At 69.7% G+C, this 15,024-nt stretch carries 12 protein-coding genes; 3 read left to right on the top strand and 9 right to left on the bottom strand.

The annotated features are described in order from the left end of the window. Positions 1–2: 2 nt before the first annotated feature. Both ASC87_RS17080 and ASC87_RS17075 read left to right on the top strand, forming a co-directional pair. Positions 3–902: a 2-dehydro-3-deoxygalactonokinase gene (locus tag ASC87_RS17080; protein WP_056664522.1), complete on the top strand. Its 900-nt coding sequence runs from the start codon at positions 3–5 to the stop codon at positions 900–902. Between the two features lie 23 nt (positions 903–925). Continuing rightward, positions 926–1,705 (top strand): SDR family NAD(P)-dependent oxidoreductase, encoded by a 780-nt coding sequence (locus ASC87_RS17075; protein ID WP_056665071.1) that lies wholly within the window; start codon positions 926–928, stop codon positions 1,703–1,705. Here the strand turns inward: ASC87_RS17075 and ASC87_RS17070 are convergent, their stop codons facing one another. Next, positions 1,706–2,017, bottom strand: a complete 312-nt coding sequence (locus ASC87_RS17070) for a cupin domain-containing protein (protein WP_056665069.1) — start codon at positions 2,015–2,017, stop codon at positions 1,706–1,708. Positions 2,018–2,028: 11 nt separating this feature from the next. Then, on the bottom strand, positions 2,029–2,970 hold the full coding sequence (locus ASC87_RS17065; protein WP_235582195.1) for an AraC family transcriptional regulator: 942 nt from the start codon (positions 2,968–2,970) through the stop codon (positions 2,029–2,031). Positions 2,971–3,003: 33 nt separating this feature from the next. Between ASC87_RS17065 and ASC87_RS17060 the strand changes: the two genes are divergently transcribed. After that, complete coding sequence (locus ASC87_RS17060; protein ID WP_082568691.1) at positions 3,004–4,392, top strand: cytochrome P450; 1,389 nt, start codon at positions 3,004–3,006, stop codon at positions 4,390–4,392. Here ASC87_RS17060 and ASC87_RS17055 read toward each other — a convergent pair. The 7 genes from ASC87_RS17055 to ASC87_RS17025 all read right to left on the bottom strand — a co-directional run bounded on the left by ASC87_RS17055 (position 4,389) and on the right by ASC87_RS17025 (position 15,013). Next, on the bottom strand, positions 4,389–5,186 hold the full coding sequence (locus ASC87_RS17055) for a CorA family divalent cation transporter (protein WP_056664520.1): 798 nt from the start codon (positions 5,184–5,186) through the stop codon (positions 4,389–4,391). The genes ASC87_RS17060 and ASC87_RS17055 overlap by 4 nt on opposite strands. After that, on the bottom strand, positions 5,183–5,884 hold the full coding sequence (locus ASC87_RS17050; RefSeq protein WP_056664517.1) for a phospholipase D-like domain-containing protein: 702 nt from the start codon (positions 5,882–5,884) through the stop codon (positions 5,183–5,185). The genes ASC87_RS17055 and ASC87_RS17050 overlap by 4 nt, the downstream gene beginning before the upstream one ends. Continuing rightward, the gene (locus ASC87_RS17045; protein WP_056664514.1) at positions 5,881–11,049 is read right to left on the bottom strand and encodes a DNA repair ATPase; all 5,169 of its coding nucleotides are present in this window, start codon (positions 11,047–11,049) and stop codon (positions 5,881–5,883) included. Before ASC87_RS17045 ends, ASC87_RS17050 begins: the two co-directional genes overlap by 4 nt. A 6-nt stretch (positions 11,050–11,055) precedes the next feature. Continuing rightward, positions 11,056–13,209 (bottom strand): hypothetical protein, encoded by a 2,154-nt coding sequence (locus ASC87_RS17040; RefSeq protein ID WP_056664510.1) that lies wholly within the window; start codon positions 13,207–13,209, stop codon positions 11,056–11,058. A 74-nt stretch (positions 13,210–13,283) separates the two neighbouring features. Continuing rightward, a complete protein-coding gene (locus tag ASC87_RS17035; RefSeq protein ID WP_056665060.1) occupies positions 13,284–13,913 on the bottom strand; it encodes a hypothetical protein in 630 nt (209 codons plus the stop codon). 57 nt (positions 13,914–13,970) lie between these two features. Continuing rightward, a complete protein-coding gene (locus tag ASC87_RS17030; RefSeq protein ID WP_056664507.1) occupies positions 13,971–14,294 on the bottom strand; it encodes a hypothetical protein in 324 nt (107 codons plus the stop codon). Between the two features lie 2 nt (positions 14,295–14,296). Further along, positions 14,297–15,013: a PspA/IM30 family protein gene (locus tag ASC87_RS17025; RefSeq protein ID WP_056664505.1), complete on the bottom strand. Its 717-nt coding sequence runs from the start codon at positions 15,011–15,013 to the stop codon at positions 14,297–14,299. Positions 15,014–15,024: the final 11 nt, after the last annotated feature.

Here is a 15,024-nt window from a genome sequence, read left to right as displayed (position 1 = left end):
CCATGATTGCGATCGACTGGGGAACCAGCAGCTTTCGCGCCTACCGCCTCGACGCGGCGGGTGCGGTGATCGAGCAGCGCAGCGCCGCGGCCGGCCTGCTGGCCTGCCAGGGCGCGTTTGAGACCGTGCTCGCGCAGCAGGTGGCCGGCTGGGACGACCGCGCCATCGTGATGGCCGGCATGATCGGCAGCCGCAGCGGCTGGCTCGAGGTGCCGTACGTCGACTGCCCGGCCGGCGAGGCGGAGATCGCCGCCGGCCTGCGCGAAGTGAACGCACCGTCGCTGCCCGGGCGCACCGTGTGGATCGCGCCCGGCGTGGTGCACCGCCCGCCGCAGGCACCCCCCGAGGTGATGCGCGGCGAGGAGACCCAGGTGCTGGGCTTGCGCGAGGCGCTCGCCGGCGACGGCCCGCACTGGGTCTGCCTGCCCGGCACCCACAGCAAGTGGGTGCTCGTGGAAGGCGGCCGCATGCGGTCGGTGCGCACCGCGATGACGGGTGAGCTGTACGCGCTGCTGCGCCGGCAGAGCCTGCTGGGCGCGCTGATGCCCGACGCCATCGACGAAGACATCGACGACGAGCCCGCGTTCGCGCAGGGCGTGGCGGCCAGCGCCGGTGCGGGCGGTCTGCTGAACCAGCTGTTCGGCGTGCGCACGCAGGGCCTCTTCGGCGAACTGCCACCGCCGCAGGCGCCGTCGTACCTGTCGGGCCTGCTGGTGGGGCATGAGCTGCGCGGGGTGCTGCCGTCCGGCGTGGGTGTCGCGCACCTGGTGGGCGGGGACGCCCTCACGCGCCGCTACGCCCGCGCCCTGGACCTCCTCGGGGTCACGGCGCTTCGCCATGGCGAAGCGCTGAGCGCCCAGGGCCTGCACCGCCTCGCGGCCGTTCGCGGCCTCCTCGATTGACCTTCCTGAACCAGGCCCACACCATGTTTCACCAAGCCGTCTATCCGAGCCTGCAGGGCCGCACCGTCTTCATCAGCGGGGGCAGCACCGGCATCGGCGCGAGCTTCGTCGAGCGGTTCCATGCGCAGGGCGCCAACGTTGCGTTCGTCGACCTCGATGCCGATGCCGGTGCCGCGCTGGTGGCGCGCATCGCCAACGACGCCCGGGCCCCGCGCAGCCCGGCACCCTTGTTCATGCGCTGCGACGTGACCGACATCGAAGCGCTGCGCGACGCGATCGCCTGCGCCCGGGAGGCCTTCGGCCCCATCGCCGTGCTGGTCAACAACGCCGCGAACGACCGCCGGCACCAGGTCGAGGACGTCACGGTGGCGTTCTGGGACCAATGCATGAACGTCAACCTGCGCCACCACTTCTTCGCCGCACAGGCCGTGGCCGGCGACATGGCCGCGCTGGGCGGGGGATCGATCATCAACCTCGGGTCCACCAGCTGGATGATCAAGGGCCCGGGGTACCCGGCCTACGCCACGACCAAGGCGGCCATCCACGGCCTCACCCGATCGCTCGCCCGGGACCTGGGGCCGCGCAACATCCGCGTCAACGCGCTGGTGCCGGGCTGGGTGATGACCGAGCGCCAGCTGTCGACGTGGGTGACCCCGGACGGCGAGCGCGCGATGGACACCAACCAGTGCCTGCCGGGCCGCCTGCAGTCGGACGACATCGCCGCGATGGCGCTGTTCCTCGCGGCGGACGACTCCCGCATGTGCACCGCACAGAGCTTCGTGGTGGACGGCGGCTGGACCTGATCACTGCGGGTGCAGGTGCACCGCGAGCCACAAGGCCCCCTCGGACACCTGCGTCACCGTGTGCGGTGTGCCGGCGGGCAGGAACAGGTGGTCGCCGGCCACGAGCGGCACCACCTTGCCGTCTACCAGCAGCGTGGCGTCGCCGCTGAGCAGCGTCACCCATTCGTCCTGCGGCTGGACGTATTCCGTGGGGGTGATGGCACGCGAGCTGACGATGCGTTCGATCACCAGGTTGCGGTGGGACAGCAGCGTTTCGAAGCGCTCGCCGTTGGCCGGTGGCAGGGCATCTTCGAACAGGTTGGAGGTGCTCATCAGGGTCTCCGTCACTGCCACATCCGGTAGGCCCAGAAGGCCTCGTCCTCGGCGATGCGCAGGCGCAGCGCTTCAGGCGAAAACCCGGTGATGCGGCGCACCGCGCGGCACAGGTGGGACTGGTCGGCGTAACCTTCGTCAGCCGCGATGCCGGCCCAGTCCACATGGCCGGCGCGGTCGGCGGTGAGCGCCGCGAAAAAGGCGCGTTCGGCGCGGCCCACGCCGAGCAGCTCGCGCATGGGCTGGCCGGCCCACTGCTTGATGCGGCGTTCGGTCTGGCGCAGGCTGCGGCCCGGGGCGGACATCGCCGCGCGCATCGCGAGGCCTTGGGCCCAGTCGAGGTAGCGGCCGGCATTCATCGGGGTAGCGGGCCGGGCGGCTGACCAACGGGGGTCGAGGAAGTCCTCGATCAAGCGGATCCGCGTGGCATCGTCGGCGGCGTGTTGCACGCTGTCGCACATCGCTACCCAGTCGGGCGGCAGCACCTCGCGCACATCGGTGAAGCTGTCGAGCCACTGCGCCGGGTCGATGCCGGTGAGCAGGCGCACGGCATCGGGCATGAGCAACAGCATCATGCCGTGCACCGGGCCCGGGTTCAGCGAGACACACGGCCGTTCGCGGGGGCCGCCGAACAGCACGCCCTTCGGGATGGGCCGCGTGGGCCCATCGGGGGACACGGGGAAGGGGCCGTCGACCCATTCGCTGCGCCCGTTGAACAACCACCCGATGTGGCACAGCGGCGTGGCCGGGAAGTAGTTCAGGCGCTGTGCGGGTGACAGGTGGGCGCCGGCGGTGTTGCGCACCATCACCCCGCGCACGCATGAGGTGAGCGACAGGCGGGGCGTCGCGAGGTGGTTGACGGCGGTCGACAGGGGCTGGCGCGCATACATGCGTCCAGTGTAGGGGCGGTGCCGCGCGGCGGAGAATGCCCCGTCGATGTCGCTTTCGTTCAAGACCCCGGCCGCACCGCCTTGCACGATGCCCCCATGAAAACCCTCGCCGACACGCCCCCCACCTCCGACACCCGGCCGCCCGGCCCATCCCACCGCTGGTGGGGCCTGCCACTGCTGCGCGCCATGCACGCCGACTACCTCGGGTTCACCGCGCAGTTGCACTGCGACCACGGCGACGTGAGTTTCATGCGCATCGGCATCGAGCGGGGCATCGACGTGTTCGACCCGGCGCTCGTGCGCCAGGTGCTGGTGGACCAGGCCGACCGCCTGGTGCGCTGGGAGCGCGGCATGGAAATCTTCGAGCAGGTGTTCGGCCAGAGCGTGCTGGTGACCGAAGGAGACACGTGGCAGCGGCAGCGCCGCATGTTGCAGCCGGCCTTCACGCCGGCCCGCGTGGCCGGGTACGCGGCCCTGATGCGCGAGGCCGCGGAAGGGGCCCTCGACGCCGCCGTACCGGCCGGGGCGGCCGACGCCTGGGTCGACATGGACGCGCTGTTCTCGGGCCTCGCCATGGACGTGATCATGCGCACGCTGTTCAGCAGCCGGGCGCCGGCCGATGCGCTCGACGCCGCCCACGCGGTGCAGGTGCTGTCGGCCAACGCCATGGAGGAAATGTTCTGGCCCATGTCACTGCCCGACTGGCTGCCGCTGCCGGGCAAGGCCGCGAAACGCCGGGCGCTGCGCCAGCTCCGGGGCCTCGTGGGCCGCCACATCCAGGCGCGGGCCGCGTCACCCGCCGAGTCGCCGCGGGGTGACCTGCTCGCCATGCTGCTGTCGCTGCGCGACGAGGAGACCGGCGCGCCGCTGTCGGAAGCCGAAGTGTTCGACCAGTGCATGGTCACGTTCCAGGCCGGGCACGAGACCACCGCGACCGCGCTGCTGTGGTGGAGCCGGCTGCTGGCCGAACACCCCGGCGAGGCGGGGCTGGTGCGCCAGGAGGTGGATGCGGTGCTGGGCGACCGGGCGCCGGGCCCGCAGGACATGGCGGCGTTGCCCCGTCTGACCGCATCGCTGAAGGAAGCCATGCGGCTGTACCCGCCGGTGGCCGCGCTGATGACCCGCCGCGCCACGCAGGACCTGCAGGTGGGCCGCTGGACGATCCCGAAGGGCACGCTGGTGCGCCTGACCCCGTGGGTGCTGCAGCGCGACGCCCGCGTGTTCGACGCGCCCGACACGTTCCGGCCCGACCGCTTCATGCCGGGCGCTCCCCCGCCGGCGCGCGGTGCGTGGATGCCGTTCGGCACCGGCCCGCGCGTGTGCATCGGCCAGCACTTCGCGATGCTGGAGATGACGCTGCTGTCGGCGATGCTGCTGCAGCGCTACACGCTCGAACTGCCGCCCGATGCCGCGCCGGTGCGGCCGGTGATGCACGTGACGCTGCGGCCGGAGGGCGGCGTGCGCCTTCGTTTGCGGCGGCGTTAGGCAGGCTTGCGCGTTGACGCGGCCTTGCCGCCCTTCGCGGGCGCCTTTCCCTTCGGAGCCGCCGGCGCGGGCGGCATCGCCCGAACCCAGCCCTTGACCCAGAGACCCACCATCAGGCCGAGTGCGAACACGCCCCAGAACGCCCACGTGGGCCACGTTTCCAGGCCGTGGGGCAGGTTCATGCCGAACACGGCGGCGATGGCCATCAGCGGGGCGGTCATGGCCGCGATGGTGTTGAGCTTGAACTGGGCGCGGGTGGTGAGCAGCGCGGCCTGGGTCTGTTCCTCGGCCTGGCGGGCAAGGCGGTACTCGAGCGCGATGCGGGCATTGCCGAGCAGCAGCTCGAGGCCGCGCGACAGGTCTACCGCGCGGTCGCGCCACGTGATGAGCCGGGTGTCGTCCTTCACCTGGTCGCGGGCCTGCTGCAGCGCATCGCGCAGGTTCGTGGCCGCGCGTGTCAGCGGCAGCAGCGTGTCGAGCAGCGGGAACAGGTCGTCGGCCGTTTCGGCGTGCGCATAGCGCGATTCGGTGCGGGTGAGCAAGGCCTCGTAGCGGTCGAGCAGGTCGGCCATCATGTGCTCGCCGTGGTCGTTGCCGTGGCACAGCCACTTGCCTTCGGGCGTGCGCAGGAACACCCGGTGCTCGCGGGCATGGCCTTCGCTCGCGGGCGGTTCGTGCAACACCACGAGCAGGTGCCCGGCCTCGTGGATGGCACGCTGCGCGCCGTAGGTGTCGTGGCCCAGGCGCCGCGTGATCTCGGGCGGGAGCTTCCAGTTGTAGTCGGGTCGGGTCATGGGGTGTCGGGGGCAAAGCGGGACCAGAGGGCCTCGAACTGCACCTGGAACTGGCGCACGAGTCCCGGGTCGTTGCAGAGGACGACGTTTTCCTCGTTGTGGAAGCAGGCGCTGCGCGTCCAGTTGTAGCTGCCGTTGAGCAGCCACGTGTCGTCCACGATCGCGAACTTGTGGTGCATATGGGCGTCCGAGCGGTCCACCGCCACGGGCACGCCGGCCGACCGCAACGCGGTGATGTCGCTGCCGGCGTCGAGTTCCTTGTCGTTGTCGGTCACGATCCGCACGGCCACGCCGCGGCGGTGGGCGGTGAGCACGTCCTCGGTGATGCGGTCGTCGGACAGCGTGAACACGCAGATGTCGATCCGGCGCCGCGCAGCGCGCAACTGGCCCTGGATGGCCTGCAGGCAGGCCGGGCCAGGGCTGAAGCTGGCGCTGGTGTGCAGCGTGCCGGCAGGGGAACGGCCCACGTCGAGCGCCCGCACGACCCCTTCGAGCCAGCGCAGCAGGCCCAGCGGGTCGCTGTCGGTGCCGGCGGCGAGGCGATCACGCACGAGCTCGAAGGCGCGGTTGCGCAGCTGGCGAAGGCCTTCCTCGGGCGGCGAGGTGTCGCGCAGGGCCTGCACGAGACCGCGCTTTTCATCGTCACTGAGCCGCGCGTCGGCCAGGCTGTCCTCGATCTGGTCCAGCAGGTCGTTCATGTCTTCTTGCCCCGTTTGACGTCTTCGAGCGCCTTGCCCACGCGTTCCACCTCGTCCCGGATCGAGCTGTCGAGCTTGAGCCGGTGTTCGGTGGCGGCGATCAGCGGCACCATGATCTTGCGGTATGTGATCGAGAGTTCCAGCAGCGCGTCGGCCATGCGCCGGCCCTCGTCGTTCGGTTCGGCAGGCTTGAGCCCGTCCACCGCACGGGCCACGTCGAGCAGCGTGCTGGCAATGCGGGTGCTGCCGTCGGAATCGGCGCCTCCCATCTTCCGCACGCGCACGTACTCGTCGCGGATCTGGCGGTAGCGCTGGTCTTCCTCCGGCGTGGGGCGGCCCAGCAGTTGCGCGAGCTTCAGCAGGTTTTCCTCGGCGCCGGTGGTGAGCGTCTGGGCCTCGCCGCGGTAGTGGTCGCGCAGCAGCGCGTCGAGCTCGTCGTCGTGCATCAGCGCGGTGATGCGGCCGGCCAGCTTCGTCATGTTGCGGTAGCTGCCCTGCAGCTTGAACGGTGGTTCCTGGCGGTAGGCGTCCTGCTGGGCTGCCGATTCGATGTACGCGAGGTTCACCTTCAGCAGCAGGTCGCGGGCGCGGAACAGCCGTTTCATCAGCGCGGTGAGTTCCTCCAGCTCGGGGGCGCTGTATGCGTGGCTGAACGTGCTGGTGGCCACGTCCTCGCCTTGTGCGAGGCGCACGAGGCGGTGCACGTCCTGCGGGTCGCGGGATGACAGCGGCAGCAGCGCCGGGTTCGCCGTGAGCGCGTTCTCGATGTACGACAGCGAGAACAGCGCCTCGCGGCCTGCCAGCACGTCACCCAGGTTGTGGATGTCCGCCCGGTTGGCCAGCATGTCGGGAATCTTGAACACGTCGCCCGACTCGGTGTACGGGTTGCCTGCCATCACCACCGCAAAACGTTTGCCGCGCAGGTCGTAGCTGCGGGTCTCGCCTTGCCACACCCCTTCCATGCGGCGTGTGCCGTCGGACAGCGCGATGAACTTCTGCAGGAACTCGGGGTTCGTGTGCTGGATGTCGTCGAGGTACAGCATCACGTTGTTGCCCATCGCGAGGCCGAGGTTCAGCTTCTCGAGCTCCTGGCGGGCCGTGCTGTTGGGCGCGGTGGCGGGGTCGATGCTGGTGACCTCGTGGCCGAGGGCGGGGCAGTTGATGCGCACGAAGATCAGCCCGAGCCGGTCGGCCACGTACTCCATCAGCGTGGTCTTGCCGTAGCCCGGTGGCGAGATCAGCAGCAGCAGGCCCATGCGGTCGGTGCGGGCGCTGTCGCCGGCGGCACCCAGCTGCTTCGCGAGGTTGTCGCCCACGAGCGGCAGGTACACCTCGTCGATCAACCGGTTGCGCACGAACGTGGAGAGCGGTTTGGCCTGGAACTGCCCGAGGCGCAGGCGCGCCTTTTCCTGCTGGATGCGTTCATGGCGCAGCGACTGCAGCGCCTCGAACCCCGGCACGTCATGGTCGAGGTGGTGCAGGTAGCGGCGCCAGAAGTCGTTCAGGTTCAGCCCGAGCTTGCCGCCCGCGATGCGCGGGTGTTCGCCCAGCAGGTCCGGCAGTTCCACGTCGAGCGTGGCGTTGAACCGCTGCCGGGCGCCGGGCAATGCCAGCGCGCCGGCGGCGTCGTCGATCCATGCCGCGGATTCCGCGGCCTGCGACTGCACGAACGCGCGCACCCAGTCGCGTGCCAGGCGCCAGCGTTCCGCGGGCGCCGCGGCATCCAGGTCCTGCTGCCAGGCCGCCAGGCGGCCGCCCCGCTCCAGTTCGCGGGTGAGCGCGGTGGCGAGGTCCTGGCCCGCGCCGCTGATGGCCCAGGCCTCGGCGTCCCGGTCGTCGGCGAGTTGCCGCACCAGGTAGGCCGCGGCCTGCCGTGTCACGGTGGCCAGGCGCTGTGCGTGGGGCGTGCCGTCTTCCACGGTGGCCGGCAGCAGGTCGGGCACGACGTCGCGGGCGAAGGCCGCGAGCGCCAGGGCCACGTCGGACTCCAGCGTCGCCAGGGCATCGTGGGTGCCGAAGAGCTGCTGCATCTGCATCGCGGCGCGGGCCCGGCGCTGCAGGGATTCCCGCTCCTCGACGAAGCGGCTGTTCTGCCAGTACAGGCGGGCGAGCGCGCGTTCGGTGGGCCCCCAGGCGAGGAGGCGGGCACCCTCCTGCATGGCCACGAGCGCGGCGAGCACCCGCGCGGCGTCCTCGTCGTGCACGCCCTTCTGGTACCCCTCCTGGTAGCGGGGGGCGGCAAACGTTCGCAGCAGCGGGAGCAGGCTCGTGTGGCCTTCGGTGGCCAGGCGCGCGAGTTCGGGGCCGTCCACCGTGGTTTCGCCCCGCAACGCGGCCTGCAGGAACCGGCCCGCCAGGTACTCGGCGCGGTAGAGCGCGGGGCTTTCCGACACGTGGGGCTGGGTCCAGTGGCGCATCAGCGGCGCGAACCGGGGGTCGGTCACCGGTGCGTGGTAGTCGGTGCCGGCGAGGTGGTAGGCCAGCTGCTCGCCCTGCAGGATCAGCGTCAGGTCGAGCGGCTGCCGGTTGATCGTGAACGCGTGCCGGCCGAGCTTGAGGGTGTTGCCACCGTCGGCCACCAGTTCGCTGGTGTCCCGCACCGTGCGCAGCGCGGCATCGCGGGCGGTCTTCAGCCGGGTGTCCAGGTCGTCGGCCGCCACGGCCGAGCCGAGCCCGCGGAGGTCGTCGATGAGCTTGCGCAGTTTCGCGAGCAGCGGGTCGGCGGCGAAGTAGCTGTGCACGGCGGGCAGGTCGGCGAGCTGGGCCACGCGGCGGGGCACCCCGTCGAGGATGCGGCCCGCGGCGTCCACCAGGGCCTGCGCCCGGCGCTGTTGCGCGTCCACGAGGGTCTGGCGCCGTGCCGACAGCGCTTCCACCACCGCCTCGCGCTTGGCGGCGATGTCGGCGATGAAACCGTCCTGTTCGGCGAACCGGCCTTCGAGTTCCTCGAGCTGGGCGAGCAGCCGGGTCAGCGTGTCGTCGCACTTCTCCGGCGAGTCGGCGAACTCGAGCGCGTTGTCCACGGCCTGGCCGAACAGCTTGAACTGGGCGCCGAACTCGGCGGTGGCCTCGCTGGCGCCGAGCGCCTTGCGGCGGTTGCGGGCGTCGGCGCGCAGGCGGTTGATGTCGGTGTACAGCAGCGAGATGCGATCGAGGATCGCCGTGCGCGTCACGGCATCACCGCCCGGCAGGTTGCCGAGCTGTTCGGTCAGCACGTCGATGCCCGCCGCGAGGGTGTCGAGCGTGTCGAGCAGCTGGGACAACAACGACGTGGTCGAGGCCTGCGGCAACTCGGCCGTGAGGCGGGTGAGCGTTTGCCGGTGGCCGTCGAAGGCCTTTTCATCGGCGAGGAACTGCAGGGCCCGTTCCCCCACGCGCTGCTGCTCGGCCGAGAGTTCGGTGTCCATCGCCGCCAGCGCGGGCAGGTTGGCGTAGCGCAATTCCTTCAGCGCCTGCAGCCGGCCGCGTTGCGTGCGCAGCTTCGACAGCGCCTGCATGAAATCGTCGGGCTGGCGCCACAGCATGCTCGCGATGTCGGTGGCGAGCGCGCGGCGGTCGCTGTCGAACTCGTCCAGCGCCCGCGCGGTGTCGCGCCGGATGGCGTCGACCTTCTCGAACTCGGCCAGCGTGTGGCGCGAGGCTTCCGCGATGGCACGCAGTGTGGCGTCGAGCCCGCCGGCCTCGGGGGCGTCGAGCCAGAAGTACGCATCGGCCGCGCGGGTGCATTGGCGGATCAGGTCGTCGTAGGCGGCGCGTGTGGGCGCCTGCTCGCGCACGGCGCGTGCAATGCCCATCAGGTCCGAGATGCCACGCACGAGGTCGGCATTGCCGATGCGGCCGTGGAATCCCGTGGGCGCTGGCTGCTGGCTCGCATGTTCCTCGTGCGAGAAGGGCGTCTGCCACAACTGCATCGGGTGAACGCGGGAGGGTTCGCCACGGTCGGCCTGGAACACCAGGATGCGGCCGTCGGGCAAACGCGCATAACCGTTCGCGACGATGGGTGCGCTCAACGTCTTGTCGATCAGGTTGTAGGTGAACAGGCCGTAGTGGCCGCTGCCACGGTGATAGAACACATACAGCACGTCTTCGCCGTTCGGCGAACGCACCATCCGCTTGAACCGGAGCTGCTCGACCAGTTCCCCTGGCAGGTCGAAACGCTTGGTCTCGCCGGACTGCAGGTAACACCCTCCGGGGAAGATGATGCCGTGGTCCTCGGGCAGCTGGATGCACGAGGTGCCGATCGCGTCGATGCGCAGCACCTGCTGCGTGCGGGTGTTGAACACCAGGTAGCGCGCCTGGGGCTCGCGGTACGGCCGCACGCGCAGCAGGATCAGCAGCCCCAGCTTCGCGTAGGCGATCTCGGCATCGGTGAGCGACTGGTTCTTGTCGTCCACCGGTTCGCTATAGATGCCCTGGCCGGTGGCCGTGTTGTTCTCGACCTTGATGGTGAGGTCGCCGCCCACGGCTTCCACGAACACCGTGTCGAGGATGTTGACGTGCGGGTACTTGCCGCCCACGTGGTCTTCACGGGTGGTGGAGGTCCACTCGAAGTCGTGGCTGGGGGGCAGCGCCATGTCCCGTTCGCCGCGGTTGTCCGTGTACCGCACGGCGCCATCGCGTTCGATGGACCAGCGGAACACCCGCAGGTCGCCCGCCTGCTGGCCGATCTGGAATGCGGCGAGCAGCTTGTCCTGCGTGACCCGCAGCTGCGTCAGCGTGGCCTGCTTGTAGTACGCGTACAGCTCGCGGAAGTCCGACAGGAACCGGGGGTCGTCGAGGAAGGTGCCGCCGGGCGGCACGGGTTCCAGTTCCTCGGCACCGGTCTGGTCGGCCAGGCGGTACAGCGCGAACACGTCGTTCACCGCGGTTTCCTTGCGCAGGCCGATGAACACGTTGTAGCCGAACAGGAACAGGTCGCCAATGCGGACCAGGTCGCGCGCGACGCAGTTGTTCTCGGTGCGCGCCCGCGTGCGCAGGATCATCGCCTGGTCGGACCGGCCGAACGCGGCGAGGCGGCTGTCGTTGAGCGCACCGGCCTGTGCGAGCAGGGCATCGCCCTGCGCGGACAGCCGCTTGCGCAGGAGCTCGTAGGTGCCGCTGTCCGCCACCATCCGTTCGGTGGTGTCGGGCACGGCGCGGAGGTCGGATGGCGGGGTGGCCTGCATGGTGGTTTACAGGGCTTGTCCGTCCGGTTTGGCCAGGCCCTGGATCACGCGCTGCAGCGTGGCCTTCTGCGCGTCGGTGCCGTCGCGCATCACCTTGCCGAGCACCCCGGAGATCGTCAGGTCCTGCAGCTCGCCGGACGAACCGCCGAGCGCACCGATCAGGCTGCGCAGGTCCTCGACCACGTCGCGGTTGCCCGCCAGCTGGTCCTTGAACGCCACCTGCAGCGTGTTGCTCTTGGCGATGGTGCCGTCGATGTTCTTGCCCACCGAGATGGCGTTGACGAACCGCTCGAAGTAATCGCCCTGGCCGCCGACGATGTCGATGTTGGCCTTGGCGAGCGCGATGCCCAGCACCTCGGCCTGTTCCTTCGCGATGGACGTCTGCGCGTCGATGCCCTTGAGCGTCTGCACGTGCGCCATCTCGAGGCGCATGCGGTACTCCTCGTGCGCCCGGGTTTCGGCGCCCATCGACTTCATGGCCTCGAACTTCTCGCGCAGGCCCTTGGCTTCGGCGTTGAACTTCGCCTCGACCACCGCCGCGTCGGATTGCCCGGACTTCAGGGCAGCGTCCGCGTCCGCGGACCGGACGTTGACGTCGGCCATGCCGAGCTTCTCCTTGCCCTGGGCTTCCGCCTCGAGCTTGGCACGCAGCCCGGTGGCTTCGGCCAGGCCCTTGGCCTCGACGACGGCGGCCGTGGCCTGGCCCGTCTTCAGCAAGGCATCGGCGCGGGCGAGTTCCACCTTGGCGTCGGCCAGGCCTTGTTTTTCCGTGGCATCGGCACTGGCCATCAGCACCTTGGCTTCCGCCAGGCCCGGCGCGGCGGCAAGGGCCTCCATGCCCTCGGCCTCGCGCTTCTTCGACTCGGCATCACGCTCGGCCACCTTCAGGCGGGCGTCCGCGAGCGTCTGTTCCTCGGTGGCCTTGTGGCGCGCGCGGCGCTCCTGGGCTTCCGCGGCCTTCACTTCCAGCACGAGCTTCTCTTCCGCCTGCCCTTCGGCCATGATGATCGTGGACTTCTTGGTGCGGTCCGCCTCGGCCACCACACGCACGTCCTTGATCGCTTCCTCCTGCTCGGCCACCGTGCGCTCCACCACGATGCGTTCGCGGATCACGTCGGCGATGGCCTTCTTCTGCACTTCGATGGCGCGTTCCTTGTCGATCGTCTGCAGCGCGACTTCCTTCTCGCGGTCCACGATCTCGAGCTGGCGGGCCCGGGTGACCTTCTCTTCCTCGATCGCGACGGCGCGCTTGCGGTTGTTCTCGGCAACCTCCTTCTCGCGCTGGACGTTCTCCTGCTGCACCGCCACGAGTTGCGTGGTCTGCAGGCGCGCGAGTTCGGTCTTGGCCTGTTCCTCGGCCTGCACCTTCGCGGTTTCCGCCTCCTCGCGGGCCCGCACCGAGGCCACTTCGCGCTTCTGCCGCGACGTGGCATCGGCCTGCTGGCGTTCGAGTTCCAGCAGCGTTTCCTGGGCCTCGACGTCCTTCTTCTTGATCTGCATTTCCTCGTTGCGGCGCAGTTCGTTCGTGCGCACGTGTTCCACCGCGGTCAGCTCGGTGATCTTGCGGATGCCTTGCGCGTCGAGGATGTTGTGGGTGTCGAGCTTGTGCAGCGGCGTCTGCTCGAGGTAGTCGATCGCGGCGTCGTCGAGCTTGTAGCCCGACAGGTCACCGCCGATCGACTTCAGGATCTCCTCGCGGAAATGCGCGCGGTCCTGGTACAGGTCCACGAAGTCCATCTTCTTGCCGACGGTCTTCAGGCCTTCCGAGAACTTGGCCGAGAACAGCTCCTCGAGCGTGTCCTGGTTCGAGGCGCGCTCGCAGCCGATGTTCTGCGCCACCTTCAGCACGTCGTCGGCGGTGTTGTTCACGCGCACGAAGAACTTCACCTTGATGTCGGCCCGGATGTTGTCCTTGCAGATCAGGCCCTGGTTGCCGGAACGGTCGATCTCGATGGTCTTCACGGAGATGTCCATCAGCTCGGCCTTGTGGATCACCGGGTACACCATGTGGCCGGTGAAGGTGACCTCGGGCTCGGCGCGGAGCGTGTTGACGATCAGCGCGTAGCCCTGTTCCACCTTGCGGTAGAACTTGGCGAACATCGCGAACAGGCCCAGGACGAGCAAGGCCAGAACGCCGACGGCAACGAAGATGGGCTCCATGAGGTTTCCTCAGAATTGTTGGAGTGAACGAACAGGGGAGACGGCGGCCGCGTGGCACGCCGGTCGAAGGGGGGTCACGCCTCGGCCTCGATGGCGTAGCGCTGCGTGGCCGGGTCGTAGTCGATGATGCGGGCCGTGGCGCCGCGGGTGAGGGCATTGGGTTCGGCGGCGCCCACGTCGATCTGGATGTCGGCGCCGCGGCGGGCCACCGCGGCCTGGCCGAACGTGGGCGTGACGCTGCTGGTGGTCACCGTGCAGCGTTGCCCCACGAGCGATGCGTTGCTGGCAGCGCGGTGCGTGACGAACATGCGCCGCATGGGGCGCAGCGCCACCGCGGTAGCCGGCAGCGCCAGGGCGAAGCTGCCCAGCAGCACCAAGGTGCCGGCCAGCCACTGAAGCGGAACGGTGGGCACGAGCGGCAGCAGCCATTCACCGGCCAGGCAGCTGAGCGTCCAGCCGATCAGCACGAGCAAGCTGACCACCACCGAGAACGGCACGCCGCTCAGCCCGAAGGCCACGATGAACCCGGCGAGCGCACCCAGGTCATCGACGGAGGTGTCGGCCTGCAGGTCGAGGTCGATGCCGCCCGACTCGAAGTCGACGACACCCACCAGCGCGAGGATCCAGTAGAACAGCACCAGGCCCAGCAGGGCGGTGTAGATTGCCGTGGGGTAGCCGAAGGCTGCCCCGAGAAAATTTCCCATCTCCATCTCCCTCGTGGTCCAGCGGTGGTCCGCTTGTCGTGTGTCCCATTGTGCCCGTCAGCATCCGTCTGGCTGTGCGAAGCGGATCAGCTCGGCGGTGACCCGCTCCTTGATGCTGAGCCGGTCCTGGCTGTCGAGGCCGTAGCGCACGGCCAGCAACTCGTAGTCGGCCGGGCTCAGCGACACCGTCAGCCGGGGCCGCTTGGGTTTGTCGGCCGTGGGCAGGTCCAGCAGCGTGCGGATCTGGTCCGAGTTCGACAGGTGGTTGTCGAACGCGGCACGGCGCACGGCGTCGAGCACGGCACCTTCCACGTCGAACGCCACCTGGACGGCCCGCAGGGCCTGGTCCGAACTGCTCCAGCGCGCCGGCTTCTTCTGCATCGTCACTCGGTGGCCGGCGGGACGGCCGAGGCCTGCTGGCGCGCACGGATGCGGGCCATGGCCGCGCGTTGACGGTCGGCGCCGTCGCCAATGCCGGCGTCGCGCAGCTTGCGTTCGAGCGCCGTGTCGCCGAACTCCGCGTCGAGGTGGTCGGCCGCGGTCATGCGGTCGGCGAGTTCCTCGTGGCGGCGCTTGATGCGCTCGAGCGACTGGCGCGCGTTGAGCAGGTTCGAGCCGCCGTGGCCCAGGTTCTCGGAGATCGACCGCGTGGCCCGGTACACACTTTCGGTGGTCTTGGCGATGGCGATCTCACGCTCGTGTTCGCGGATGCGCTGTTCGGCGGTGCGCACCAGGTCTTTGAGCTTTACCACCTGCACGGCGTAGGCCGCGTGGGCCCGGGTCTGCTCGGCCAGCTCGTGTTCGAGCGCGCCCACTTTGCCTGCCACTTCCTCGGCCAGCTGCTCGTGCGCCTTGTCGAGCGCCTCGACGGCGAGCGTCTCGTACCGGCCCACCTCCTGCTTCAGGCGTTCGATTTCACGCGCGCTCTGCATCTCCTTGGCCATCACGAGCGTGAGGTCGCCCCGGGCCGTTTCGATGCTGTGCTTGGCGTCGACGATCTCCTGCTCGTAGATGCGCGTGGCATTGGCGTCGACGACGCTTTCGCCGATCTCGCGCACGCTGCCGCGCAGCAGGGTCACAACTCGCTTGATGACGGACATCGCGTTCTCCT

Origin of the sequence: Rhizobacter sp. Root1221 (genome assembly GCF_001425785.1) — a bacterium.
In the GTDB taxonomy this organism is placed as follows: domain Bacteria; phylum Pseudomonadota; class Gammaproteobacteria; order Burkholderiales; family Burkholderiaceae_C; genus Rhizobacter.
The sequence above is the reverse complement of the archived record's forward strand: the minus strand, read 5'-3'. Positions and strand labels throughout refer to the sequence as shown.

Excerpts from the sequence above, each read along its gene's own strand:
- ASC87_RS17080 (WP_056664522.1), top strand. The coding sequence starts at position 3 with ATGATTGCGATCGACTGGGGAACCAGCAGCTTTCGCGCCTACCGCCTC.
- ASC87_RS17075 (WP_056665071.1), top strand. The coding sequence starts at position 926 with ATGTTTCACCAAGCCGTCTATCCGAGCCTGCAGGGCCGCACCGTCTTC.
- ASC87_RS17070 (WP_056665069.1), bottom strand. The coding sequence starts at position 2,017 with ATGAGCACCTCCAACCTGTTCGAAGATGCCCTGCCACCGGCCAACGGC.
- ASC87_RS17060 (WP_082568691.1), top strand. The coding sequence starts at position 3,004 with ATGAAAACCCTCGCCGACACGCCCCCCACCTCCGACACCCGGCCGCCC.
- ASC87_RS17055 (WP_056664520.1), bottom strand. The coding sequence starts at position 5,186 with ATGACCCGACCCGACTACAACTGGAAGCTCCCGCCCGAGATCACGCGG.
- ASC87_RS17050 (WP_056664517.1), bottom strand. The coding sequence starts at position 5,884 with ATGAACGACCTGCTGGACCAGATCGAGGACAGCCTGGCCGACGCGCGG.
- ASC87_RS17045 (WP_056664514.1), bottom strand. The coding sequence starts at position 11,049 with ATGCAGGCCACCCCGCCATCCGACCTCCGCGCCGTGCCCGACACCACC.
- ASC87_RS17040 (WP_056664510.1), bottom strand. The coding sequence starts at position 13,209 with ATGGAGCCCATCTTCGTTGCCGTCGGCGTTCTGGCCTTGCTCGTCCTG.
- ASC87_RS17035 (WP_056665060.1), bottom strand. The coding sequence starts at position 13,913 with ATGGGAAATTTTCTCGGGGCAGCCTTCGGCTACCCCACGGCAATCTAC.
- ASC87_RS17030 (WP_056664507.1), bottom strand. The coding sequence starts at position 14,294 with ATGCAGAAGAAGCCGGCGCGCTGGAGCAGTTCGGACCAGGCCCTGCGG.
- ASC87_RS17025 (WP_056664505.1), bottom strand. The coding sequence starts at position 15,013 with ATGTCCGTCATCAAGCGAGTTGTGACCCTGCTGCGCGGCAGCGTGCGC.